This is a genomic window from Hydrogenophaga sp., assembly GCF_018780385.1.
Taxonomy (GTDB): domain Bacteria; phylum Pseudomonadota; class Gammaproteobacteria; order Burkholderiales; family Burkholderiaceae_C; genus Hydrogenophaga.
On the sequence record NZ_JADMJO010000022.1, the window covers coordinates 173,280 to 193,507 of the forward strand.

27 protein-coding genes are annotated in these 20,228 nt (G+C 65.1%); 17 read left to right on the top strand and 10 right to left on the bottom strand.

Going from position 1 to position 20,228, the window contains the following annotated elements; genetic code table 11:
* Nucleotides 1-171: 171 nt before the first annotated feature.
* Nucleotides 172-987 carry a response regulator gene (locus IV113_RS10320; RefSeq protein ID WP_291084074.1) on the top strand — a complete coding sequence of 272 codons (816 nt, stop codon included), beginning with the start codon at nucleotides 172-174 and terminating at the stop codon, nucleotides 985-987.
* A gap of 87 nt (nucleotides 988-1,074) precedes the next feature.
* Here IV113_RS10320 and IV113_RS10325 read toward each other — a convergent pair whose 3' ends face one another.
* Nucleotides 1,075-1,638 carry a c-type cytochrome gene (locus tag IV113_RS10325; protein ID WP_291084077.1) on the bottom strand — a complete coding sequence of 188 codons (564 nt, stop codon included), beginning with the start codon at nucleotides 1,636-1,638 and terminating at the stop codon, nucleotides 1,075-1,077.
* A 30-nt stretch (nucleotides 1,639-1,668) separates the two neighbouring features.
* Nucleotides 1,669-2,898, bottom strand: coding sequence for a PQQ-dependent sugar dehydrogenase (locus tag IV113_RS10330; RefSeq protein WP_291084080.1), 1,230 nt, complete (start codon nucleotides 2,896-2,898; stop codon nucleotides 1,669-1,671).
* 252 nt (nucleotides 2,899-3,150) lie between these two features.
* Here IV113_RS10330 and IV113_RS10335 point away from each other — a divergent pair, with 252 nt between their 5' ends.
* From IV113_RS10335 to IV113_RS10365, 8 genes are all read left to right on the top strand, one after another.
* On the top strand, nucleotides 3,151-3,783 hold the full coding sequence (locus tag IV113_RS10335; protein WP_291084083.1) for a nuclear transport factor 2 family protein: 633 nt from the start codon (nucleotides 3,151-3,153) through the stop codon (nucleotides 3,781-3,783).
* A gap of 35 nt (nucleotides 3,784-3,818) precedes the next feature.
* Complete coding sequence (locus IV113_RS10340; RefSeq protein ID WP_291084085.1) at nucleotides 3,819-4,820, top strand: tripartite tricarboxylate transporter substrate binding protein; 1,002 nt, start codon at nucleotides 3,819-3,821, stop codon at nucleotides 4,818-4,820.
* Between the two features lie 29 nt (nucleotides 4,821-4,849).
* Nucleotides 4,850-5,404 carry an NADPH-dependent FMN reductase gene (locus tag IV113_RS10345; RefSeq protein WP_291084088.1) on the top strand — a complete coding sequence of 185 codons (555 nt, stop codon included), beginning with the start codon at nucleotides 4,850-4,852 and terminating at the stop codon, nucleotides 5,402-5,404.
* Nucleotides 5,405-5,493: 89 nt separating this feature from the next.
* Nucleotides 5,494-6,516 carry a methionine synthase gene (locus tag IV113_RS10350; RefSeq protein ID WP_291084091.1) on the top strand — a complete coding sequence of 341 codons (1,023 nt, stop codon included), beginning with the start codon at nucleotides 5,494-5,496 and terminating at the stop codon, nucleotides 6,514-6,516.
* Nucleotides 6,517-6,547: 31 nt separating this feature from the next.
* Nucleotides 6,548-7,741 (top strand): serine hydrolase domain-containing protein, encoded by a 1,194-nt coding sequence (locus IV113_RS10355; RefSeq protein WP_363318601.1) that lies wholly within the window; start codon nucleotides 6,548-6,550, stop codon nucleotides 7,739-7,741.
* 71 nt (nucleotides 7,742-7,812) lie between these two features.
* Nucleotides 7,813-8,103, top strand: coding sequence for a hypothetical protein (locus IV113_RS10360; RefSeq protein WP_291084094.1), 291 nt, complete (start codon nucleotides 7,813-7,815; stop codon nucleotides 8,101-8,103).
* 19 nt (nucleotides 8,104-8,122) lie between these two features.
* A complete protein-coding gene (locus tag IV113_RS26235) occupies nucleotides 8,123-8,533 on the top strand; it encodes an energy transducer TonB (protein WP_363318602.1) in 411 nt (136 codons plus the stop codon).
* A 76-nt stretch (nucleotides 8,534-8,609) separates the two neighbouring features.
* Nucleotides 8,610-9,248 carry a LysE family translocator gene (locus IV113_RS10365; protein WP_291084188.1) on the top strand — a complete coding sequence of 213 codons (639 nt, stop codon included), beginning with the start codon at nucleotides 8,610-8,612 and terminating at the stop codon, nucleotides 9,246-9,248.
* A gap of 121 nt (nucleotides 9,249-9,369) precedes the next feature.
* On the opposite strand, the gene IV113_RS10370 is transcribed toward IV113_RS10365, so the two are convergent.
* A complete protein-coding gene (locus IV113_RS10370; protein ID WP_291084101.1) occupies nucleotides 9,370-10,263 on the bottom strand; it encodes a c-type cytochrome in 894 nt (297 codons plus the stop codon).
* 133 nt (nucleotides 10,264-10,396) lie between these two features.
* On the opposite strand from IV113_RS10370, the gene IV113_RS10375 reads away from it, so the two are divergent.
* The 4 genes from IV113_RS10375 (at nucleotide 10,397) to IV113_RS10390 (ending at nucleotide 12,622) form a co-directional block, all read left to right on the top strand.
* Nucleotides 10,397-10,879: a hypothetical protein gene (locus IV113_RS10375; protein WP_291084104.1), complete on the top strand. Its 483-nt coding sequence runs from the start codon at nucleotides 10,397-10,399 to the stop codon at nucleotides 10,877-10,879.
* A gap of 102 nt (nucleotides 10,880-10,981) precedes the next feature.
* Nucleotides 10,982-11,860 (top strand): PhzF family phenazine biosynthesis protein, encoded by an 879-nt coding sequence (locus IV113_RS10380; RefSeq protein WP_291084106.1) that lies wholly within the window; start codon nucleotides 10,982-10,984, stop codon nucleotides 11,858-11,860.
* A gap of 50 nt (nucleotides 11,861-11,910) precedes the next feature.
* Entirely contained in the window at nucleotides 11,911-12,288 is a 378-nt protein-coding gene (locus IV113_RS10385) for a cupin domain-containing protein (RefSeq protein ID WP_291084109.1), read from the top strand.
* Nucleotides 12,289-12,292: 4 nt separating this feature from the next.
* Nucleotides 12,293-12,622 (top strand): DHCW motif cupin fold protein, encoded by a 330-nt coding sequence (locus tag IV113_RS10390; protein WP_291084112.1) that lies wholly within the window; start codon nucleotides 12,293-12,295, stop codon nucleotides 12,620-12,622.
* A gap of 51 nt (nucleotides 12,623-12,673) precedes the next feature.
* On the opposite strand, the gene IV113_RS10395 is transcribed toward IV113_RS10390, so the two are convergent.
* A complete protein-coding gene (locus tag IV113_RS10395; protein ID WP_291084115.1) occupies nucleotides 12,674-13,138 on the bottom strand; it encodes a DUF1203 domain-containing protein in 465 nt (154 codons plus the stop codon).
* Between the two features lie 228 nt (nucleotides 13,139-13,366).
* Here IV113_RS10395 and IV113_RS10400 point away from each other — a divergent pair, with 228 nt between their 5' ends.
* The gene (locus tag IV113_RS10400; protein ID WP_291084190.1) at nucleotides 13,367-13,822 is read left to right on the top strand and encodes a DUF4440 domain-containing protein; all 456 of its coding nucleotides are present in this window, start codon (nucleotides 13,367-13,369) and stop codon (nucleotides 13,820-13,822) included.
* A gap of 22 nt (nucleotides 13,823-13,844) precedes the next feature.
* Here the strand turns inward: IV113_RS10400 and IV113_RS10405 are convergent, their stop codons facing one another.
* Complete coding sequence (locus tag IV113_RS10405) at nucleotides 13,845-14,366, bottom strand: DUF2889 domain-containing protein (RefSeq protein WP_291084118.1); 522 nt, start codon at nucleotides 14,364-14,366, stop codon at nucleotides 13,845-13,847.
* Between the two features lie 126 nt (nucleotides 14,367-14,492).
* Here IV113_RS10405 and IV113_RS10410 point away from each other — a divergent pair, with 126 nt between their 5' ends.
* Entirely contained in the window at nucleotides 14,493-14,987 is a 495-nt protein-coding gene (locus tag IV113_RS10410) for a cupin domain-containing protein (protein WP_291084122.1), read from the top strand.
* A 3-nt stretch (nucleotides 14,988-14,990) separates the two neighbouring features.
* On the opposite strand, the gene IV113_RS10415 is transcribed toward IV113_RS10410, so the two are convergent.
* Nucleotides 14,991-16,274: an amidase gene (locus tag IV113_RS10415; protein ID WP_291084125.1), complete on the bottom strand. Its 1,284-nt coding sequence runs from the start codon at nucleotides 16,272-16,274 to the stop codon at nucleotides 14,991-14,993.
* A gap of 145 nt (nucleotides 16,275-16,419) precedes the next feature.
* On the opposite strand from IV113_RS10415, the gene IV113_RS10420 reads away from it, so the two are divergent.
* Complete coding sequence (locus IV113_RS10420; RefSeq protein WP_291084128.1) at nucleotides 16,420-17,070, top strand: hypothetical protein; 651 nt, start codon at nucleotides 16,420-16,422, stop codon at nucleotides 17,068-17,070.
* 1 nt (nucleotide 17,071) lies between these two features.
* Here the strand turns inward: IV113_RS10420 and IV113_RS10425 are convergent, their stop codons facing one another.
* The 3 genes from IV113_RS10425 to IV113_RS10435 form a co-directional block, all read right to left on the bottom strand.
* Entirely contained in the window at nucleotides 17,072-17,416 is a 345-nt protein-coding gene (locus tag IV113_RS10425) for a DUF2845 domain-containing protein (protein WP_291084130.1), read from the bottom strand.
* Nucleotides 17,417-17,532: 116 nt separating this feature from the next.
* Nucleotides 17,533-18,252, bottom strand: coding sequence for a Crp/Fnr family transcriptional regulator (locus tag IV113_RS10430; RefSeq protein WP_291084193.1), 720 nt, complete (start codon nucleotides 18,250-18,252; stop codon nucleotides 17,533-17,535).
* A 216-nt stretch (nucleotides 18,253-18,468) separates the two neighbouring features.
* Nucleotides 18,469-18,693, bottom strand: coding sequence for a hypothetical protein (locus IV113_RS10435; protein ID WP_291084132.1), 225 nt, complete (start codon nucleotides 18,691-18,693; stop codon nucleotides 18,469-18,471).
* A gap of 203 nt (nucleotides 18,694-18,896) precedes the next feature.
* Between IV113_RS10435 and IV113_RS10440 the strand changes: the two genes are divergently transcribed.
* Nucleotides 18,897-19,502 (top strand): hypothetical protein, encoded by a 606-nt coding sequence (locus IV113_RS10440; RefSeq protein WP_291084134.1) that lies wholly within the window; start codon nucleotides 18,897-18,899, stop codon nucleotides 19,500-19,502.
* An 8-nt stretch (nucleotides 19,503-19,510) separates the two neighbouring features.
* On the opposite strand, the gene IV113_RS10445 is transcribed toward IV113_RS10440, so the two are convergent.
* Nucleotides 19,511-20,224: a YebC/PmpR family DNA-binding transcriptional regulator gene (locus tag IV113_RS10445; RefSeq protein WP_291084136.1), complete on the bottom strand. Its 714-nt coding sequence runs from the start codon at nucleotides 20,222-20,224 to the stop codon at nucleotides 19,511-19,513.
* Nucleotides 20,225-20,228 lie beyond the last annotated feature (4 nt).

The following is a 20,228-nucleotide window of genomic DNA, read 5'->3' on the forward strand; positions in this document are numbered from 1 at the left end:
GTGTCTTGCCGCTGCCCGCAAGCAAGCCCTTGATAAGCGGCAGCACAACCCGCCAGTTGCGACGATCGGGCCACCGATGCGGGGATCTGCGGGCGCCCGGTGCCGCTTTTCCGGGGTTTGCCGTGGCGCGGAAACACGGAACATCACTTCTTCAACCAACTGGAGACACCAGTGAACACTTCCACCTTCGATGCCACGCCCGAGCGACGCCGAGTGCTGATCGTCGATGACGATCCAACCATGGTGCACGTGCTCGCGCGCACCCTGATGGAGTGCGCCCAGTTGTACTTCTCGGTGCGCGGTGAAGATGCCCTGAAGAAGCTCCAGGCGCACCGGCCCGACCTGATGCTGATCGACGTCGACATGCCCGACCTGAGCGGCTACGAGGTGATGCAGCGCATGCTGCACAACCCCGAGACACGAGACACGAAAGTCATCATGGTCACGTCGCACACCGAGGAGAGCTATCGCCGCCGGGCGATGGAACTGGGTGCGGTGGACTTCTTCCTCAAGCCGATCAACCGCGAGGAAGTCCGTGAGCGGGTGGATCGGCTGCTGAACCAGGACGTCGAATCGATCGAACTGAGCTTCTCGTCCCAGGGCGACTTCACCAGCAAGACCGGGCAGGTGTACGAACCCAGGGGTCCCAAACCACCCGGTCATTCCCGGGTGGAGCTGGAAAACGGTTTTGCGGAAACGCAGATCTTTGCGGAGTTTCCCCCGCTTGCCAAAAAAACCAGCGCTGTCAGCGCTCCTGTGGTCGTGCCGGTGAAACCCGCTCTGCCCGCGACCAGCGCCGATGACATCACCTCGGAGCTGTTCGAGCGCATGTCGGCCATCCTGGAGCAGACCGAATCGATACGCCACACCGACCAGAAGAGCCTGTCGCCGGCCGTGTCCCACCGCATCGCGCGCATCGAGGAAGAATGTGCCGAAATCATCCAGTTGCTGGTGACCCTGAGCGACCGGGAAACGAGCGCAGCCTGAACAAGCCCCCACGCTCCGCCGCTGCGCGGGTCGCTGCCCCCCGAGGGGGCTGGCCCTGCCTTGGGGCGGCCCGGCGGCAGGTCCGCTCTACGGCGCCACGCGTGCCAGAAAGTGGGCCAGCGCCTTCAGGTCGCCGTCGGAGATGCCGTGGAGCGAGGCGGCCATGATGGTGTCGCGCCCGATCGCCTGGTTGTTCTTGAACTGCAGCATTGAAGTCAGCAGGTAGTCCTCGCGCTGGCCAGCCAGCCGGGGCATCTGTTCGCGCCCGCGGTAGTCCGGCAGGTGGCAGATGCCGCAGCGCATGCCCTCGGCCAGGGCCTTGCCCCGGGCCATCAGCGCCGGGTCCGCCACTGGCGGTGCGTTGCGCGCCGGCAGTTTGGAGAAATGCACCGCCATCGCGGTGATCTCAGCGTCGCTCACACCATCGAGCAACCCCTTCATGGCCGGGATCTCACGCAGCCCCTCGCGGATGATCACGAGCTGGTTTTCGATGAACACCTTGGGCTGCCCGGCCAGCGACGGGATGTTGGGCAACTGCGAATTGCCGTCCACCCCGTGGCAGGCCGCACACGCCATCAGACGCATCGAGATGTCTTGCGCCCACACCGGGGAGCCGACCCAGAAAATCAGTCCCAGGAGCGTTGTTGACACGCCCCGCGCAAGAGACATCTTCACCATGGCTTACTTCGCGTAGGAGACGCGGTAGATCGCGCCGAGCTGCTCGTCGGAGACCAGCAGCGAGCCGTCCTTCATCTGAAGCATGTAGGCCGGACGGCCCCAGAACGACTGGTCGGCTTCGTTCATGAAACCGGTCATGAACGGCACCACCTGGCTGTTCTTGCCATCGGCGCTGGCCTTGACCATCACGATGTCGTAACCGATCTTCTTGGTGCGGTTCCACGAACCCTTGCGCGCCGTGAACAACACGCCCTTGTACTCGGCGGGGAACATGTTGCCGGTGTAGAAGGTCATGCCCATGGTCGCGGCGTGCGGGCCCATGAGGGCGACCGGCTGCTCAACGTCGGCACAGGCTTTTTCCTTCTTGATGTCGGGGTCCGGCAGGTTGCCCTGGTGGCAGGACGGGAAGCCGAAATTCAGACCCACCTTGTGCATGCGGTTGACGGTGTCGTTGGGCGAGTCGTCACCCAACCAGTCGCGACCATGGTTGCTGAACCAGAGTTCCCGGGTGGTGGGGTGCCAGTCGAAGCCCACGCTGTTGCGCACGCCGGTGGCCACCACCTCCATGCCCGAGCCGTCGGGGTTGTAGCGGCGGATCTGCGCGTACTCCGGCGACGGCAGCGCGCAGATGTTGCACGGTGCGCCGAAGGGCACATAGAGCTTGCCGTCCGGGCCGAAGGCAATGTACTTCCAGTTGTGGTGCTGTTCTTTGGGCAGGTTGAAGGCGGCGGTGATGTCCACCGGCGCGGCGGCGGGGTTGTTGGCGATGCCATCAAAGCGCAGCACCTTGTCGATGGCCATCACATACAGCGCGCCCTTGTTGTAGGCCACACCGGCCGGCTGGTTGAGCTTGTCGACCACGGTGCGCACGCTGCGGCTGGCCCCGCTGTCGGACACCTCGTACACGCGGCCCAGGCCACGCGTGCCCACATAGATCTTGCCCTCGTCACCCTGCGTCATGGCGCGTCCGCCCGGCAGACCCGTGGCCCAGATCTCGGCCTTGAAGCCTGGTGGCAACTTGATCTTGTCGACCGGAATGTCGGACGCCGGTGTGGCCGTGTTCTTGCCGGCCAGGGGCGCCAGCGTGGAGGTGGCCATGCCCTCGGGCATGCCTTGTTTCCAGGCGGGTGGCGGGGGAGCGGTGGGCGCGGCGGTCTGCGCCTGCACGGCGCACGTGCCCAGAGCGAGGCCCATGGCAAGGGCCACCGAATTCATGCGGTGAAAAGGTTTCATGTCTTGTCTCCTGAGGTTTTTTGATGAGGGCACATGGGGTCACGTAACCACGGGCGAGGTGCCACGCCCGTCGCGCCAACCACTATCACTCAACCACGCCACCCCGGGTTTTGCAGTTTCTGCAAATTTGATTTCCAGCCCGGGGGTTCATTCCTCGTGGTGATCGACATAGAGTGCGCCCACGCCCGGCGTCGGACCGGGCCTGCGCGCGCGCCGCCGCATGCACCCACACAACAAGCGAGGAGACACACCATGAGCGACGACCTGAACGAGCAACTGAAGATTCGACAGATGGTGGAGCGCTGGGCGGTGTGGCGCGATGCCGGTGACTGGGAGCGCTTCGCCACCGTCTGGCACCCGCACGGCGTGATGATGGCCACCTGGTTTCAAGGCCCCTTTGCCGACTTCATCCGCGTCACGCAAGAGGGCTGGGCCAAGGGCGTGAGCATCCTGCACTTTCTCGGTGGCTCTGCCATCGAGGTGGCGGGAGACCGCGCGATTGCGCAGACCAAAATGACCATCTCCCAGCGCGGCATGGTCGAAGGCGAAGGTGGCCCGGTGTTGTGCGACGTGGTGTGCACCGGCCGTTTCTACGACTTCGTGGTGAAGGTCGATGGCGAGTGGAAGCTGCTGCACCGCCAGCCCATCTACGAGAAGGACCGCATCGACGCGGTCGACCCTGCGGCGCAACTCTCGCTCGACCAGCAGGCCCTGGCCGGTTTCCCCGAGGGCTACCGGCATCTCGCCTACATCCAGACCCGCATCGGCTACACGGTCAAGCTCGACATGCCCATGCTCAAGGGTCCTGAAGTACAGGCGCTCTACCTCCGGGGCGCGGCCTGGCTGGCCGGCGGCGCGCTGGAGCGGGACATCAACCCCGCCTGATCCGCCACCCGAGCACAACAACACCGGAGACAGACATGCAAGACGCCACCTTCTCGACCTCGCGCCGCCACCTGGTGGCCGCCCTGCCCGCTGCCTGCCTGTTGAGCGCTTTCGCGCCAACCGCCTGGGCGCAGGCCGACTTTCCCTCGCGCTCGCTGCGCGTGATCGTGCCGCAGCCGCCCGGCGGGGGCTTTGATTTTGTGGCGCGTGCGCTGGGCGAACGTCTGGCCAAGCGCCTGGGCCAGCCGGTGGTGGTGGAGAACCGCACCGGCTCGGGCACGCTGATCGGCACCGACGCGGCGGCCAAGGCCGCGCCCGACGGCTACACGCTGCTCACCGGTTCGGTGTCGAACATGGTGCTCAACATGGGCCTTTACAAAAACCTCTCGTACGACAGCCTGCGCGACTTCGAACCCGTGGGCCTGGCCGTGAGCTACAGCTATACGCTGATCGCGCGTGCGGACCTGCCGTTCAAGACGCTGGCCGAGGTGGTGGCCCACGCCAAGGCCAACCCCGGCAAGCTGACCTACGCCTCGGCCGGCAACGGCTCGGGACAACACGTCCTGGCCGCCGCGCTCTGGCAGCTCGCCGGGGTGGAGATCACCCACATTCCTTACCGTGGCGCGCAGGCCGCCTACACCGATCTGCTCGGAGGCCGGGTCGACATGTTCTTCGACCTCACGCCCACCACGCGCGCACACATCGAGACGGGCAAGGTGTTTCCCCTCGCCGTCTCGGGCGCCGAGCGCAACGCGCTGCAGCCCACCGTGCCCACCCTCAATGAAACCGGCGTGGCCAGGCTCGACCTGGAGTCCTGGTTCGGTTTCTTCGCCCCGCGCGGCACGCCGCCTCAGGCTCTGCAGCGCCTGCGCACCGAGCTGGCCGCGGTGATCGCCGAGCCCGAACTGCGCGAGGTCTTCACCAAGGCCGGTGGAAAACCCCTGGCCATCGGCGTTGAGCAGACTTCTGCCATGCTCAAGCGCGATGTGGAGCGCTGGACCGCACTGATCCGCGCGGCCAACATCTCGCTCGACTGATCTCCTCTTTTTCATCTTCAGGACACGCCATGACGTTTCAAGTTGTCGCCATTTCCGGCAGCCTTCGCAAGAGTTCCACCAACACCATGGCACTGCGCGCCGCGCAGCGCCTGGCCCCTGTCGGCATGGCGATCGAGATCGTCGACATCGCCGACATCCCGCTCTACAACGACGACGTGCGCGCCGCCGGTGAACCCGCTGCGGTGAGCGCGCTCAAGGCGAAGATCGCCGCCGCCGACGCGGTGCTGATCGCCTCGCCCGAGTACAACTTCTCGATCCCGGGCGTGCTCAAGAACACGCTGGACTGGATGTCGCGTCCACCCGCGCCGCCGTTTGATGGCAAACCGGTGGCCATCCTCGGTGCGAGCCCCGGCCCGGTGGGCACCGCCCGCGTGCAGTACCACCTGCGCCAGGTGATGGTGTTCCTGAATGCCTTCACGCTGAACAAGCCCGAGGTCTTCATCAGCCATTCGGGCAGCAAGTTCAACGCCGAAGGCGAACTGACCGACGAGACCACGGCCAAGTTCATCGGCGAACAGCTGGTGGCGCTGCGCGTGCTGGCCGAGCGCCTGGCGCCGCGCTGAGAACAACGGGGGCCGCCAAGCCCCCGCGACAGCGAAAACGCCACGGTCTGAGTAAGATTCCGGTGCTACCTACAACACCCGGAGACACCATGTTCGACACCGCGATCGCAGGCAGCCTGCCCAAGCCGGCCTGGCTGGCCGAAACCGAAAAGCTCTGGCCGCAGTGGAAGTCGCAAGGCGCCGAGCTGCAGCAGGCCAAGGCCGACGCCACGCTGCTGTGGATCAAGGCGCAGGAAGACGCGGGCCTGGACGTGATTGGCGACGGCGAACAGGCGCGCCAGCATTTCGTGCACGGCTTTGTGGAGCAGGTCGAGGGCATCGACTTCGAGCACAAGGTGACGATGGGCATCCGCAACAACCGGTATGACGCGCAGGTGCCGCAGGTGGTGGCTCCGCTCAAGCTCAAAGGCCGCGTGCACGCGTTTGAAGCGCAGCTCGCGCGCAAGCACACCAAAAAGAAACTCAAGTTCACCCTGCCCGGCCCCATGACCATCGTGGACACGGTGGCGGACCGCTTTTACGGCGACAAGGTGAAGATGGCCATGGCTTTTGCCGAGCTGCTCAACCAGGAGGCGCTGGCGCTGCAGGCCGATGGCGTGGACATCATCCAGTTCGACGAGCCGGCCTTCAACGTCTACATGCAGGACGCGGCCGACTGGGGCGTGGCCGCACTGGAGGTGGCCGCGCGCGGCCTCACCTGCACCACGGCGGTCCACATCTGCTACGGCTACGGCATCAAGGCCAATGTGGACTGGAAGCAGACGCTGGGCGAAGAGTGGCGCCAGTACGAGCAGGTGTTTCCGGCACTCGCGAAAAGCAGCATCCAGCAGGTGAGCCTGGAGTGTTTCCACTCGCACGTGCCGCCCGAGCTGATGCAGTTGCTCGACGGCAAGGACGTGATGGTGGGCGTGATCGACGTGGCCAGCGACGTGATCGAAACACCCGAGCAAGTGGCCGACACCATCGGTCTGGCATTGAAGTACGTGCCGAAGCACAAGCTGATCGCCTGCACCAACTGCGGCCTGGCGCCCATGAGCCGCGAGGTGGCCATGGCCAAGCTCGAAGCGCTGGCCCAGGGCGCCGCGCTCGCCCGCCAGCGTTACGGCGCATGAGCGCCGCAGCGCGTTGCGCCGAGGTTTCGGCATGACCATGCACGGACTGCCAACGGCCACGCCAGCCGAGGTGGGGCTGTGCCCCGAGCGCACGCAGCGCATCGTGCAGGTGCTGCAGCGTGATGTGGACCGCGGCCGCCTGCCCGGTGCGGCGGTGCTGATCGCGCGGCGCGGCCGCGTGGTGCTCGACACCGCCGTGGGCCGGCTCGACCCGGCGCACGAGGCACCCATGGGCACGGACGCGGTCTTCCGCATCTACTCCATGACCAAGCCCATCGTCTCGGTGGCGGCCATGATGCTGGTCGAGCAAGGCCGGCTGCTGCTGAGCGACCCGGTGGGCCGGTACGTGCCGGGCTTCCTGCAGCAGCAGGTGGCCGTTCCCGGGCCCCACGGCGTGACGCTGGTGCCCGCCACGCAGCCGAGCACGGTGCAGGACCTGCTGCGCCACACCGCGGGCCTCACCTACGAGTTCACCGGCAACGACCACGTGAACCAGCTCTACGCGCAGGCCGGTCTGGGCGAGCGCCAGCAGACCAACGCCGGGCTGTGCGAACGCCTGGCCGCGCTGCCGCTGGCGCACCAGCCTGGCACTGCGTGGGCCTACAGCCGCGCCACCGACGTGCTGGGCCGCGTGATCGAGGTGATCACGGGCCAGCCACTCGGCGCCTTCCTGCGAGAGACCATCCTGCAGCCGCTGGGCATGATGGAGACCGCCTTCTTCGTGCCACCCGCGCAACACCACCGCATCGCCGAGGCTTTCGAACACGACCCCGACGGCGGCAAGCAGATGCCCATGCACGACCCGCGCGAAGTGCCTGCGCTGGAAATGGGCGGCGGCGGTCTGATGTCCACCCTGCACGACTACGCACGCTTCCTGCAATGCCTCTGCAACGGGGGTGAACTGAATGGCCAGCGACTGCTGTCACCGCACACCCTGGCCTACATGACGGCCGACCACCTGGGCAGCGCCATCAACCACGCCGACAACCCGCTGCTGCCACCAGGCCACGGTTTCGGCCTGGGCTTTGCCGTGCGCACCGAGGCGGGCGTGGCCCCCGTGCCCGGCTCGGTGGGTACCTACCACTGGAGCGGCATCGGTGGCACCCACTTCTTCGTCGACCCGGCGCTGGAGTTGTTCGCGATCTTCATGGCGCAGGCGCCGAACCAGCGGGTGCACTACCGGTCGATGATGCGGAACCTGGTGTACGCGGCGGTGGTGGGGTGAAATCCCGAAGCCGTTGGCGGATGTGAGGTGCAGAATGCATTCAGCGTCCAACGACGCATTGGAGACGAGCCATGAGCCAAGGATTTGGTGGCCAAGTGCCGGCGCCACATGTGCAAGCCGAGCATCGTGAGGTAACGACGTATCTGGTGGTCATTGCAGCGCCAGAAGGTCCGATTGCCAAACTGCTGCTTCCTGATCGGGAGCAGGTCGCCGAGCTTGATGCCAATACCGAAGAGGTCACCGCAATGATCGTCGACCGAGTACCAACGGTTGGAGCTGCGGGGGCCGAATGGGACAGGCTGTTTGCAGCGTACAGCGTCGAAGAGCGCGCCACGGCGAAGATCTACACGCTGGACGCCTGAGGCCCCACGAACACTTCCGATGTCACGCATCCCGATTGCACTTCTTGTCACTGCGCTCGCAGGTCACGCTTCAGCACAGGAGCAGACCTCTCCGCCAACCGCCGGGGCCCCACAAGAGGCAACACCAACAGGTGCCGCTGCAGCTCGAAGGGTTGCTGCATCTCGCTTGGGCGCCTGCTTCAGGCGGCAACCGGCGTACCCGGTTGCCGCTCTGCGAAACGAGCAGGAAGGACAGACCGTCGTCGCATTCACCGTTGCCGCCGCTGGACAGATTCAGAATCCGGGCCTCCTTCGATCAAGTGGGCACCAGATACTGGACCACGCCGCTCTGGCGCACCTGAACCAATGCATCGCCTCGGTCAGTCCACAGCCCGACGACCCACTTCCACCCGGCCGGTACGCGCTTCCCATGGTGTGGCGCATCGAGTAAGGCCCAAGCCTCCGGCCGAGACGAGCCTCATCTCAAAACTTTGGGCCTCACAAAACCCGTCCCTTTCAGATCCACCATGATTTCCAACTCCCTTCTCCTTGTGTTCGTCGGTGCTGCGCTGTTGATGGCGCTGACCCCAGGCCCCAACATGATCTACCTGATCTCCCGGTCGCTCTGCCAAGGCCGAGCAGCAGGTATCACGTCATGGTTGGGCGTGGTCCTCGGGTTCACCGTCCACATGCTCTGTGCGGCAGTGGGCCTCACGGCACTCTTCATGGCCGTGCCCCTGGGTTATGAACTGCTCAAGTTCGCCGGAGCGCTGTACTTGCTCTGGCTGGCATGGCAGGCCGTCCGCCCAGGTTCCCGCTCGCCATTCGAGGCGCGTGACCTCCCAGCCGAACCGCCGCGCAAGCTGTTCGTCATGGGGCTCCTCACCAGCATCCTCAACCCCAAAGTCGCCATCTTCTATCTGTCGGTCCTGCCTCAGTTCATCTCACCCGAGTCGGGTTCCGTGCTTGCTCAGAGCCTTCTCTTGGGCATCACGCAGGTTTGCATAGGCGCCACGGTGAATCTCGTTGTCACGCTCTGCGCAGCCGGCATTGCTGGCTGGTTCGCCAGGAACCGTTTCTGGCTCGCTGTCCAGCGGTATGTCATGGGCTTGGTCCTGGGTGCGTTGGCTTTCAAACTCCTGTCGCAACAGCGCAGCGCCGCCTGACCCCTGTGCAGACAGGCACCCCTCGTAGGCCTCCTGCCGCGCCCATGAAAAAGTCCGTTCCTGCGTCCAGTGCGGCTTAGCCCGGCCATCGAGTGGGCGTCGGCTTTTTGGCCCGGCACCCTCACCCCTTCCCCGGCAACGCCTTCAAATACAGATAGAGAGCCCGCAGATCCGTCTCGCTCATCTCGCGCAGCGATTCAAAGGGCATCACCTGCACCGCCGCGCCATCGGGCCGCTTGCCGCTGCGAAACATGGCGATCATCGCCTCGGCGGTGGGGTACAGCCCCATCACGCTGCCCTCGCCGGGTGTGAGCTTGGCGGCGGGCGGCCAGTCGGGAGGGCCGCCGGGAATCTTGCCGCCCACCAGCCCCACGCCGTGGCAACCGATGCACATGTTGGCCACATACGCACCGTGCGCCAGGGTCACGCCTTCAGGAACGGGCTGTTGGGGTGGCAGCGTGTGGTCGATGCGCGCGGCCGCATCGAGAATGGCGCCGTAACCGTAGAGCGCCTTGACCGGTAGCGGCAGCTTCACCACCGCGCCTTGCCCGCTGGCGGGCGGCAGCGAGCGCACATACGCCACGAGTGAGGCCAGGTCGTCGTCGGTGAAGCGGTTGTAGTCCTCGCTGGGCATGATCATCAGCGGGCGCCCCTTCGGGTTCACGCCATGGCGGATGGAACGCACCCAGTCCACCGGCTGGTAGGCGGCCACGACGCCGCCGGGCCCGGTGGTGATGTTGGGGCCGGCAATCACCAGGCCACCGTCGTCCACAAAGGTCCGGCCGGTGCCGGTGCTGCCGTGGCATTCCACGCAGCCGCGCGACGCAAACAGGTACTTGCCGCGTTCGACCGAGGCCGCCTCAGTGCGCAGCGCGACCGTGGGCACCTGCACGCTGACGGTGCGCTGCATCTTGCGTTCGGCCAGCATCACACCCAGACCGAGCGCAATGGCCGCCAGCAGCACGAGCGCGCCCAGCCCCGCGAGCAGCGCCCTCATCCATGTTCTCTTGTTCATCGTTCCGCCTCCAGTGGTCCACCCACCGGCGGCATTTCACGCGAGCTGGCGGGTCGGTGTCAAGCGCCGCTGTTGCACGTTCCACGGGATACATTACGTCAGACCTCGCCAACCAGCCATCGCGGAGATCTCCATGAACGACGCCCTCGACCGCCTTGCCAGGGAGCTGGACCTCGACTCTTCCGCCCACGAGCGTCTGCGACTCGAATTTGGCCACGCTTGCACGCTGCGAGTGAAGCATCTGCTGGAAGAGTCATCGGTCCTGGCGTGCCTCTCGGGCCTGGGCCAGTACCTCGAGGGAACTGTCGATCGAGCCCACCTCGAACAACTCGCGGCAGAAGCTGCCCGCCTCGCAAACCGCCATCAGGGCTCCAAGTCCATGGACGGGTGTGGCCACGCCGCCGTGTCCGCAACCTATGCGGTGGCCAACGCACTCGCGGGCAAGGCGCGCCAGGCAGCCGAGTACGCCGCCTATGCAGCGGTCTATGGGCAAGGCGGCTATGGCGCAGTGGCGGATCGTGAGTCCTTCGAACCCGAGTTCTCGTGGCAATCCACCTGTCTGGCGTCGCTGGCTCATGGTCTACGCTGCACTTCTTCCCATGGCGTGGACGCCTGACAGGTCGATCGACACGGACGCCCAGCGGCGTTCCGAGGCTTCGCCGCTTCACTCACCGCGGGTCGCCGGTCATCTCCGACGGTAGACCCCATTGGAGAACTCATGCATATCGAAATTCAGATCGTCAATGCCTTCATCGACGGAGCAACTGGCGGCAATCCCGCCGGTGTTGTGGTTGATGCGAATGCTCTGACCGCAGCACAGAAACTGAAGGTTGCCCAGCAGGTCGGTCTGTCTGAGACTGCCTTCGTTTCGACGTCAGACACTGCAACCATCAAACTCGAGTTCTTCACGCCAACGCGACAGATTGCCCACTGCGGGCATGCCACCATTGCCACGTTTTCTCTCTTGCGACAACTTGGACTCGTCGGTGAAGGCCACCTTTCCAAAGAAACAATTGATGGCAGCCGGGATATCCTCGTAGACGGTGAAATGGCTTTCATGGAGCAACGCGCCCCGAAGTACACCCCAGTCGCAGCTGCGTCTGAATTGGGAGACCGGGTAGTTGCCTCTCTCGGCCTTATGCAAGCGCTGTTGCTGAGCGGAGTCGATCCGTTTGTGGTCAACACCGGGAACCCGTTCCTTCTCGTCCCGTTGCCTGACGAGCGGTCAGTGGCCGAACTGCGGCCACACCTTGGCTTGGTCGAGTCACTCAGCGATGAATTGGACCTGATTGGGTACTACGTGTTCTCAACAACGACGAAAGTGCAGGGCCGTCATGCTGGGGCACGCATGTTTGCCCCACGCTTCGGAATACCTGAGGAAGCGGGAACGGGAATGGCCGCCGGTCCACTTGCGTGCTTTCTGCATGATCACCTCGGGGTTGAGGATCGGGAGATATTTATTGAACAAGGCTGGCTGATGAAGCCTCCGTCGCCAAGTGTCATAAAGGTCGTCCTCGAACTACCAAACGGCAAGATCTCTCGCCTTATGGCCGGAGGCACTGCCCGTGCTGTATCGTCTTTGTGGGTTGAGGTCTAACTCGAACGTCAGGCGTCCCGTCCCCCTTCAACTGCGAGGAGTTCAGCACAATGAGTCCAGCAAATATCGATGCTGCGCTATCGACCGTTTCAGAGCCTTGGCAACCCGCGACGGTTGCGCGCTTCAATGGCAACGAAGTCATGGTTGCGAAAGCCAGGGGCTCGTATGCATGGCACAAGCACGAAAACACAGACGACTTCTTCTTGGTAGTCAAAGGCAAGCTCACGATCGAAATGAGAGATCGCAGTGTTTGCCTCGGCCCGGGTGAAGTGTTTGTGGTTCCTCGAGGTGTCGAGCATCGCCCCATCGCCACCGAGGAGGCTCATTTCCTGCTCATTGAGCCTTCAGGCACCGCGAATGACGGAACGACGCTCCTCCAATCCCCCGCCAGCCACCCCAAACAAGTTCGATCTGAACCAAAGGACTGACGCCGTGGAGATGCAAGGAATCCCGTTCGGAACGACAGACTGGGCCTCAATCCCCAGGACCGAACATGCAGGTGACACTGGCAAGGCCTACTGGCAAACGTGCCACTTCGGATCCATCCGCGTCCGCATGGTCGAATACACGCCGGGTTACCTGGCGGATCACTGGTGCGTGAAGGGCCACATTCTTCTGTGCACCGACGGGGAACTCCACACCGAACTGGCCGATGGAAGAACCTTCACGCTCAAGCCAGGCATGAGCTACCAGGTTGCCGACAACGCCGAGCCTCACCGATCCAGGACGAAGATCGGGGCCAAGATCTTCATCGTGGACTGACGGTGCCCGTCGCGACGGGCGGCGCAATCCTCGTCCCACGCTCTCGGCGCGTCAGCCTCGCTCCACCTTGCACTGAAAGCAATTGAACTTGGACCGGATGTGAACGTACTCGATGTCCTCGCGCTCGAGAATCCTTCGGCAGTGTTGTTCAAGCTCCAGACCCTCAACGACTTCGCCTGTCTCGTACACGATCCAGTCGTTCCGGTCGTATCCGCGCACGAGGGCCGGCTGCAGGTACGAGAACCAGAACGGCAGTTGATCGCCCTCGTAGCGCGTGCAGTCGCTCGCATGCAGAAAGATCGGACCCGTCTCCGCGTAAGGTTGCGCGACCGGGAAAGGCCGGTACGACAGGACCAGCTTGTCTTCCCCCGGCGCAATCAACTCAAGGCAGTGACGGCAGGGATTGCCAGCACCCTCGGCTACTCGAACCACTGGCGCTTGCCCGTTCGCATCCAAGCCTCCTTCACGAAGTTCGTGCACGAACGCCGTCGGGATTCCATTGATCAGCAACTTCATGTCAGTTCTCCCATGGTTTGCGCCACACCTGCGTGGACGCCGGGGAGCATTTCACGCCAACCTGGACAACCTGGCTCGCCATATCCGGACATGAAATCTTGAAGCTGCATGACAAGAACCGAACTCGCAACCAGCGACAAGTGCGCTCAGCTCAAGCTCCCAGGCACGCTTAAGGTTGGCTTCAGCTTCATCTGGAACAGTGGCGGCTCCCACACTTCTGGAGCTTCCATGCTTGCTGCTCGTATCGTCATCGTTACCGCCCTCGCCGTTGCTGCGCAGTCCTCCTTCGCTCGATCCGAAGTCTGCAAGGCAACGTCCGAGAAGGAGGTCGCTGCGCTGTTCGACCGCTGGAACGTGTCTCTGCAGACCGGCGAACCGAAGAAGGTCGTGCAGAACTATGCAACCAAGTCGATCCTTCTCCCCACGGTGTCCAACCAGCCGCGGCTGACTGCAGAGGAGAAAGAGGACTACTTTGAACACTTCCTGCAGCGCAAGCCCGTCGGTGCCATCGATTCCCGTTCGATAGAAGTCGACTGCAACACCGCGATAGATGCCGGGCTTTACACGTTCAAGTTCGCAGACGGAACCGCGGTTCGTGCTCGCTACACCTTCACGTACAAGTGGAACGGCAAGCAGTGGCTGATCACGAGCCACCACTCATCTGCCATGCCCGAGCGGGGTTGACCGCGTCAGGCGGTCACCTCGGCTACGAGACCCGTGCTGGCGGCTGCCAGCGGAAGAACACCGGGTGGACCTTCTCCACCACCGGGCCGTTGAAGTCCCAGGCCAGGCACTGACCGAGGTGGGGCGGCGGGCTGCCGTCGGCCGGTGGTGCGAACGAGGCCGAGCGGGTCTGGAACGCGGCGGTGGCCAGGTTGAACAACAGCTCGCGCAGGTGGGTGCAGCCCTGGATGCCGCCCAGGTGGCGCTGGATGGTCTGGCGCCAGCCGCGGCCCAGCACCTCGCCCACCATGCGCTGCATGGGCACCATGGCCTCGGGGCACGGACCGTGCGGGTGCGCGTCCATGACCACCGCGATCTCGCGGATCACCATGGACTCGTCGACCGTGACCCGGATGTGCATGTGGTGCACCGGCTCGCCCGCCGCCCAACGGCGTTCTCCCTCGATCTCGAAGTCGTGCGGCTTGCTGTCGTGCAGCGTGCCCTCGATGTCCCACAGGCCGTCGTCGCGGTGAAAGCCGCGGTATTCGACGCGGCGGGTGTGCATGGGGGTCCGGGGTTGGGGTGGGGGCAGGGGCAAAACGGTTTCTCCAACAGGGGCGATTCAATACCGTGATTTTCGGGCATCGGGGGCGGTGGCACACTGATCCTTCCATCGCCCCGGAGACACGCCATGTCACACGATCACGACCATCCCCACGAACACGCCCCGGCCTGGAAGCACGACGGCGTGCGCGTGGTGCCCGGCAACCAGCTGGATGGCAACGTGCCGTCGACCCCGGGCATGGACCGCAAGGCGGCGATCAACTTCGCACGCGTGGGCGCGCAGAAGCTCTGGGCCGGCACGGTGACCATCCACCCCGATGCCAAGACCGGTGCTCACCACCACGGCCCGCTGGAGAGCGTGATCTACGTGGTGAAGGGCCGCGCGCGCATGCGCTGGGGCGAGCAGCTGGAGTTCACCGCCGAGGCCGGGCCGGGCGACTTCATCTACGTGCCACCCTTTGTGCCGCACCAGGAGATCAACGCCAGCGCCACCGAGGTGCTGGAGTGCGTGCTGTGCCGCAGCGACGGCCAGGCGGTGGCGGTCAACCTGGACATCGAGCCGGTGGAAAAGCCCGAGCAGGTGCTGTGGGTGGACCCCACGCACCCGACCGGCGCGGTTTGATCCTCAGCCTCTGACCGCAGATTCGAGCTGCAACGCCGCACTCAGCGCCTTGGCATCGCGCCAGCGCGGCCCGACCACCGTCACGCCCACCGGCATGCCGTGTTCGCCCACACCCGTGGGCACGTGCACACACGGCACGCCCAGCAGGCTCCAGAGCCGGCTGAAGATCGGGTTGCCGGTGGCGTCCAGCCCCAGCGGGGCTTCGCCGGTGGCGCTGGGTGCGATCAACACGTCCACCTGCTGAAGCAGGTTCTCGATTTCGCCACGCGCGTGAATGGCCAGCGCATGGGCTGCCGCCAGGCGCTCGCCGGTCACCGCCGCACCGCTGGCCAGCACCTCGGCAAACGCCGGGCTGAAGAGGTTCGCGTGGCGGTTGCGCTCCGGCGCGAAAGCGGCCCAGGCCTCGAAACCCATGATGTCCATCTGCGCCTGCGCCAGACCCACCCAGGCGCCGGGCACCACCGCCTCGACCACGCGCGCACCCAGCTTGTCGAAGTGCCGTGCGGCGTCCTGCAACGCGCGGCGCGCATCGGGCGATGCGAGGTCCCAGTGCGGTGTGTGGCAGATGCCCACGCGCCAGCCCTTGATCGGGCTCAATGTCAGCTCGATGCGCGAGAGCGCACTGACGAAAAACGCGGCGTCGTCCACCGAGCGGGCGAACACGCCAGCGGTGTCCAGCGTGGGCGAGAGCGACTTGATGCCCGCCATGGGCAGCAGGCCGAAGGTGGGCTTGTAGCCGACCACGCCGCAGTAAGCTGCGGGCCGGATCACCGAGGCCGCCGTCTGCGTGCCGAAGGCCAGCGGCACCATGCCGGTGGCCACCGCCGCGGCCGAGCCGCTGGACGAACCGCCCGGTGTGCGCGGTGCGTCCAACGCTGCGCGCGGGTTGCGCGTGACGCCGGGCTTGAAGGTGGCGAACTCGGTGGTCACCGTTTTTCCCATGACCACGCCGCTGGCCTCGCGCACGCTGGCGACCACGGCGGCGTCCACCACCGGGCGGTGCTCGGCGTAGATCGGCGAGCCGTAGGTGGTGGGCATGTCGGCGGTGTCGATCAGGTCCTTCACGGCGATCGGCACGCCGGCCAGCGCGCCCCGTGCGCCTGCGCGGTCGACCCTTTGCGCCTGCGCGATCACCTGCGCGGCGTCAAAGTGTTGCCACGCCAGGATGCCGGGCTCCAGCGCCTGGACGCGCTCGACATACGCCCGAGCCACCGTTTCGGCGCTGACTTCGCGCCGCGCCACACGGGCGGCGATCTCGCGCGCCGAAACTTCTTCGATCTTCTGCATGCCGATGCCTTCATCACGTGGGCCGAACAGCCGGCCCGTCAGCCCTGCATTTTGCGGGGCACGCTGGGGAACGCGAGCCACTGAAGCGACAGCCGAGGCCGCGTTTTCGACGCGGGCAAACGGGCCGCCCCGGTACCATCCGCGCATGAACTACGAACAGATCCTCCTCGAACAATCCGAAGCCTTTGCCCTCCACCTCGGAGACCGCATCGACCGCATGCCCGAGCGCGACGACAGCCACCGCGCGCTGGCCACCGCCTTTGCCTGCGAGCTCGGCATCGAACATGCCTATGCCCTGCGCATCCTGTTTGCCACCGGCGCACAAAACGCAGCCTGCGCGATGCTCCATGTGCAATACGACGCCCTGGTGCGCGCCGCCTGGTACGCCTACGCGGCCAGTGACGCCGACTTCCAGGCCATGCTCGACCCGGACAGCGGCTTCACCCTGCCGCACACGGGGCGCATGGTGCATGACCTGAAAACACGGCTGGCGGACGAACCGGGGCTGGCAGGGTTGGTGAAGCCGCTGCTGGCCATGAACGATGCATACAGCGCTGCGCTCGGTGACTTTGAACATGGCGGCATCAACCCGATGCACCGCACCGGTTCGGGCTTTCCGGTGGACCTGTTCGACACCGTGGTGCGCAGCTCCAACGGCCTCATGTACCTTAGCTTTCGCCTGCTCGCGCGCCAGGGCCCACCGAGCGATTTCATCCAGAGCATTGACGAAGCCCTGGCGGGCTTTGACGATGCGCTGCCCATGGCCTGTTTTCAGGATCCTTCGCGGGTGGGCTGAATCAGCGCGGCTGGCGCTGGATGCGGATGGATTGCACGGTGCCAGAACGGATGCGCACCGTGGCGGTCAGCTTGCCCTGGCCACGGTCGTAGAACCAATCGTCGACCTGCTGGCACGGCACGGCGTTGCTGGCCAACGGCTCGGGCACGGGCACCAGGGACTTGTTCTGGAACACCGGTGCGCAGAAGCTGTCTTGCAACTGAGGAGGGCCGCACTTCTGCAGCAAGGAGACGCGCGAATCACCCTCTTCCACCGTGCCGCCGCCGCACCGCAGCGACTCGGCCTGAGCCGGCAACGACAGCAGCAGCACCGCTGCAAACAACCCCACGCGAAACTGCGCACCCATGTAGACCTCCGACTTGCCAGGCCGTTCAGTGTGCGCCGGGAGTGTGTCTGCATTGTGTGTGCGCGGCAACGCATTGACACCGGGAGCCCGGCATCAGGCCCCCGAAAGTCGGTGCGTCAGACCGCCATCTGGTGCGGCAGCAGCCGGTCGTACTCCTCCTTCACCACCGCATAACACTCGCACGAGCGTTGTTCCAGGCCGGCGCGGTCCAGCACCTTGATGCGCCCGCGCGAGTAACTGATCAGCCCGGCGGCCTGGACCTTCAACGCCGCCTCGGTCACGCCTTCGCGGCGCACACCCAGCATGTTGGAGATCAGTTCCTGCGTCATGGCCAGTTCGTTGCCCGGCAGTCGGTCCAGGCTGAGCAGGAGCCAGCGGCAGAGTTGTTGGTCCAGCGTATGGTGGCGGTTGCACACCGCGGTTTGCGCCATCTGCGTGATCAGGGCTTGCGTGTAGCGCAGCAAGACGTTCATGACCGGTCCCCCGAGCTTGAATGCCTCGACCAGATACGCCGCCTTGAGCCGGTACCCACGCCCCGCGCTTTGCACCACGGCGCGGCTGGTGGTCGTGTTGCCGCCCATGAAGAGCGACACGCCGACCACACCCTCGTTCCCCACCACGGCGATCTCGGCCGAGTCGCCGTTCTGCATCACGTACAGCAGCGAGATGATGCCGGAGGTGGGAAAGTAGGCATAGCCTTCCACCCCGCCCGACTCGTACAGCACGCAGCCCAAGGGCAGGTCCACCAGCTCCAGGTTCGGCTGCCAGCGTTCAACGTCTTTGTCGGGCAATGCAGAGAGCAGGTCGTTGAGTTTGATTTCGCTGGAATTGGGCACCGGAGCGCCCGAAGCAGCGGCGCGTTTGGGGATGCGGGCAGAAGCCGGCCTTTTGGGTGGTGGGGGGGTGGACATGACGGCCTCGCATGAAGGCCTGGTCCCGGCGTTTCCTGGGTCAGGGCGTCGAATCAGGCTAGCGCGAATGTAGTCAGGAACGGCCCACTCGTATGTACGGTGCGGTACACACTCGAGAGCGCCACGCCTCCATGTTGCGCCTCACCAGAGCGCGGAGTCGCGCATGTCCTCGATCTTGCGGCGGCTGCGGCTGCGCCAGATGCTGCGTCCGACAGCCAGCACCACCAACAGCAGCAGGCTGGCCACCACCAGTTCCCCCCAGCCCAGGTGACGACCCAACCAGACCGACGTCAGCCATGAGAAGGCGAGCAGGCAAACAGCGATGCCTGCGGCGGTGAGGGCGATGTACGGTAGGGAACGCAACATGGACAGTGGGACTCGTGTGTTCCGAGGAAGTGCACCGGCGCGGGAGAGGCGAATCGCCTGCCCTGCCGGCCCGACTTTGCATTCTCGCATCAAGGCCGCAGATTGCATCACTACACTTCCCCCTCGCTGTGTGGGCCACGGGCCACACCGAGCTGACCACAAAAATGCCTACTAAAGGCCTACAAAATGATGATGGATTTGCAATGGATGTGCTGATTCTGGTGATGCTCGTCGCCGCGGGGGTGTGGTTTTTGCGCTCGGGCGAACAAAGGCGCCGCATTGCCCTGTTGGGCAGTTTTCTGGGCAAGTACCAGATCGAGGCGCTGATGGAGAACCTCACGCAAGGCTATCTGCGTGCACTGGGTGAAGACGACCCGGCGCGGCGCGAGCAGATCCTCAACATGCTGAACGCGGCCGAGCAATCGGTGGCGCTGCAGTTCGGCAGCTTCGCGACCGAGTTTTCACGGCTCGACGAGGCCCAGACCCGGGTGAGCAAGCTGGGCGTGGCGCTGCCTTTTGCTGACCGCCTCTTTCCCAAGGCCACGTTCGACGTGCGTGAGGCCTTCCGCATTCACGCTCGCGGGCTGGCGGACGCCGCCAGCAACGACCTCAACCGATCACCGCGGGACAAGGCCTTCACCATGTCGGCCGAGCTGCTGCTGATGCAACACACCTGCCACTGGTTTTGCCGCTCATTGGCCACCGCCTCCGCGCGCACGCTCGTGCGCCACCAGACGCCTTACGCGCAACTGGTGGCCTCGGTGGCACCGGCCACCCGCAGGGACTACGAAGCCTTGTTGCGCGGCTGAGCCGGTCCTCAGCCGCCGAGACCGGCGAACACGTTCTGCACGTCTTCGTTGGCGTCCAGCGCGGCGAGAAACGCCTCCACCTCTTCCAGGTGTTCGGCGCTCAAGCTGGCCGGGTCGATCGGGTTCTTGGGCTTGTAGCCCAGCTTGGCCGAGAGCACGGTGAAGCCCTGCGCCGGCAGCGCGCGGCTCACGAGGTCGAGGTCGGTGGGGTCGGTGAGGAACACCACCACGCCCTCGTCGTCGGCGGCATGGAAGTCTTGCGCACCGGCTTCGATGGCGGCCAGTTCCGGGTCGGCACCTTTGGTGGTGGCTTCGGCTTCGATGATGCCGAGGTGGTCGAAGTCCCACGAGACCGTGCCCGAGTTGCCCAACTGGCCCTTGCGGAACAGCACACGCATGTCGGAGGCGGCGCGGTTCACGTTGTCGGTCAGGCACTCGACCATGACGGGTACGCGGTGCGGCGCAAAGCCTTCGTAGACCACGTGCTCGAAGTGAACGGTTTCACCCGTGAGGCCGGCGCCCTTCTTGATGGCGCGGTCCAGCGTCTCCTTGGGCATGGAGACCTTGCGCGCCTGCTCCACCACCAGCCGCAGCCGCGAATTCGCCGCCGGGTCGGCGCCGTGGCGCGCGGCGATCATGATGTCCTTGGCCAGCTTGCCGAACAGCCTGCCCTTGGCGTTGGCCGCCAGATCCTTGTGTTTTGCTTTCCACTGCGCGCCCATGGCC

Bases quoted from the DNA above. Each gene is read 5' to 3' on its own strand.
- IV113_RS10335 (WP_291084083.1), top strand. From the start codon at position 3,151: ATGAGCGACGACCTGAACGAGCAACTGAAGATTCGACAGATGGTGGAG.
- IV113_RS10445 (WP_291084136.1), bottom strand. From the start codon at position 20,224: ATGGGCGCGCAGTGGAAAGCAAAACACAAGGATCTGGCGGCCAACGCC.
- IV113_RS10405 (WP_291084118.1), bottom strand. From the start codon at position 14,366: ATGCACACCCGCCGCGTCGAATACCGCGGCTTTCACCGCGACGACGGC.
- IV113_RS10375 (WP_291084104.1), top strand. From the start codon at position 10,397: ATGAACGACGCCCTCGACCGCCTTGCCAGGGAGCTGGACCTCGACTCT.
- IV113_RS10365 (WP_291084188.1), top strand. From the start codon at position 8,610: ATGATTTCCAACTCCCTTCTCCTTGTGTTCGTCGGTGCTGCGCTGTTG.
- IV113_RS10380 (WP_291084106.1), top strand. From the start codon at position 10,982: ATGCATATCGAAATTCAGATCGTCAATGCCTTCATCGACGGAGCAACT.
- IV113_RS26235 (WP_363318602.1), top strand. From the start codon at position 8,123: ATGTCACGCATCCCGATTGCACTTCTTGTCACTGCGCTCGCAGGTCAC.
- IV113_RS10360 (WP_291084094.1), top strand. From the start codon at position 7,813: ATGAGCCAAGGATTTGGTGGCCAAGTGCCGGCGCCACATGTGCAAGCC.
- IV113_RS10400 (WP_291084190.1), top strand. From the start codon at position 13,367: ATGCTTGCTGCTCGTATCGTCATCGTTACCGCCCTCGCCGTTGCTGCG.
- IV113_RS10425 (WP_291084130.1), bottom strand. From the start codon at position 17,416: ATGGGTGCGCAGTTTCGCGTGGGGTTGTTTGCAGCGGTGCTGCTGCTG.
- IV113_RS10395 (WP_291084115.1), bottom strand. From the start codon at position 13,138: ATGAAGTTGCTGATCAATGGAATCCCGACGGCGTTCGTGCACGAACTT.
- IV113_RS10355 (WP_363318601.1), top strand. From the start codon at position 6,548: ATGACCATGCACGGACTGCCAACGGCCACGCCAGCCGAGGTGGGGCTG.
- IV113_RS10435 (WP_291084132.1), bottom strand. From the start codon at position 18,693: ATGTTGCGTTCCCTACCGTACATCGCCCTCACCGCCGCAGGCATCGCT.
- IV113_RS10345 (WP_291084088.1), top strand. From the start codon at position 4,850: ATGACGTTTCAAGTTGTCGCCATTTCCGGCAGCCTTCGCAAGAGTTCC.
- IV113_RS10415 (WP_291084125.1), bottom strand. From the start codon at position 16,274: ATGCAGAAGATCGAAGAAGTTTCGGCGCGCGAGATCGCCGCCCGTGTG.
- IV113_RS10330 (WP_291084080.1), bottom strand. From the start codon at position 2,898: ATGAAACCTTTTCACCGCATGAATTCGGTGGCCCTTGCCATGGGCCTC.
- IV113_RS10385 (WP_291084109.1), top strand. From the start codon at position 11,911: ATGAGTCCAGCAAATATCGATGCTGCGCTATCGACCGTTTCAGAGCCT.
- IV113_RS10340 (WP_291084085.1), top strand. From the start codon at position 3,819: ATGCAAGACGCCACCTTCTCGACCTCGCGCCGCCACCTGGTGGCCGCC.
- IV113_RS10420 (WP_291084128.1), top strand. From the start codon at position 16,420: ATGAACTACGAACAGATCCTCCTCGAACAATCCGAAGCCTTTGCCCTC.
- IV113_RS10370 (WP_291084101.1), bottom strand. From the start codon at position 10,263: ATGAACAAGAGAACATGGATGAGGGCGCTGCTCGCGGGGCTGGGCGCG.
- IV113_RS10410 (WP_291084122.1), top strand. From the start codon at position 14,493: ATGTCACACGATCACGACCATCCCCACGAACACGCCCCGGCCTGGAAG.
- IV113_RS10440 (WP_291084134.1), top strand. From the start codon at position 18,897: ATGGATGTGCTGATTCTGGTGATGCTCGTCGCCGCGGGGGTGTGGTTT.
- IV113_RS10350 (WP_291084091.1), top strand. From the start codon at position 5,494: ATGTTCGACACCGCGATCGCAGGCAGCCTGCCCAAGCCGGCCTGGCTG.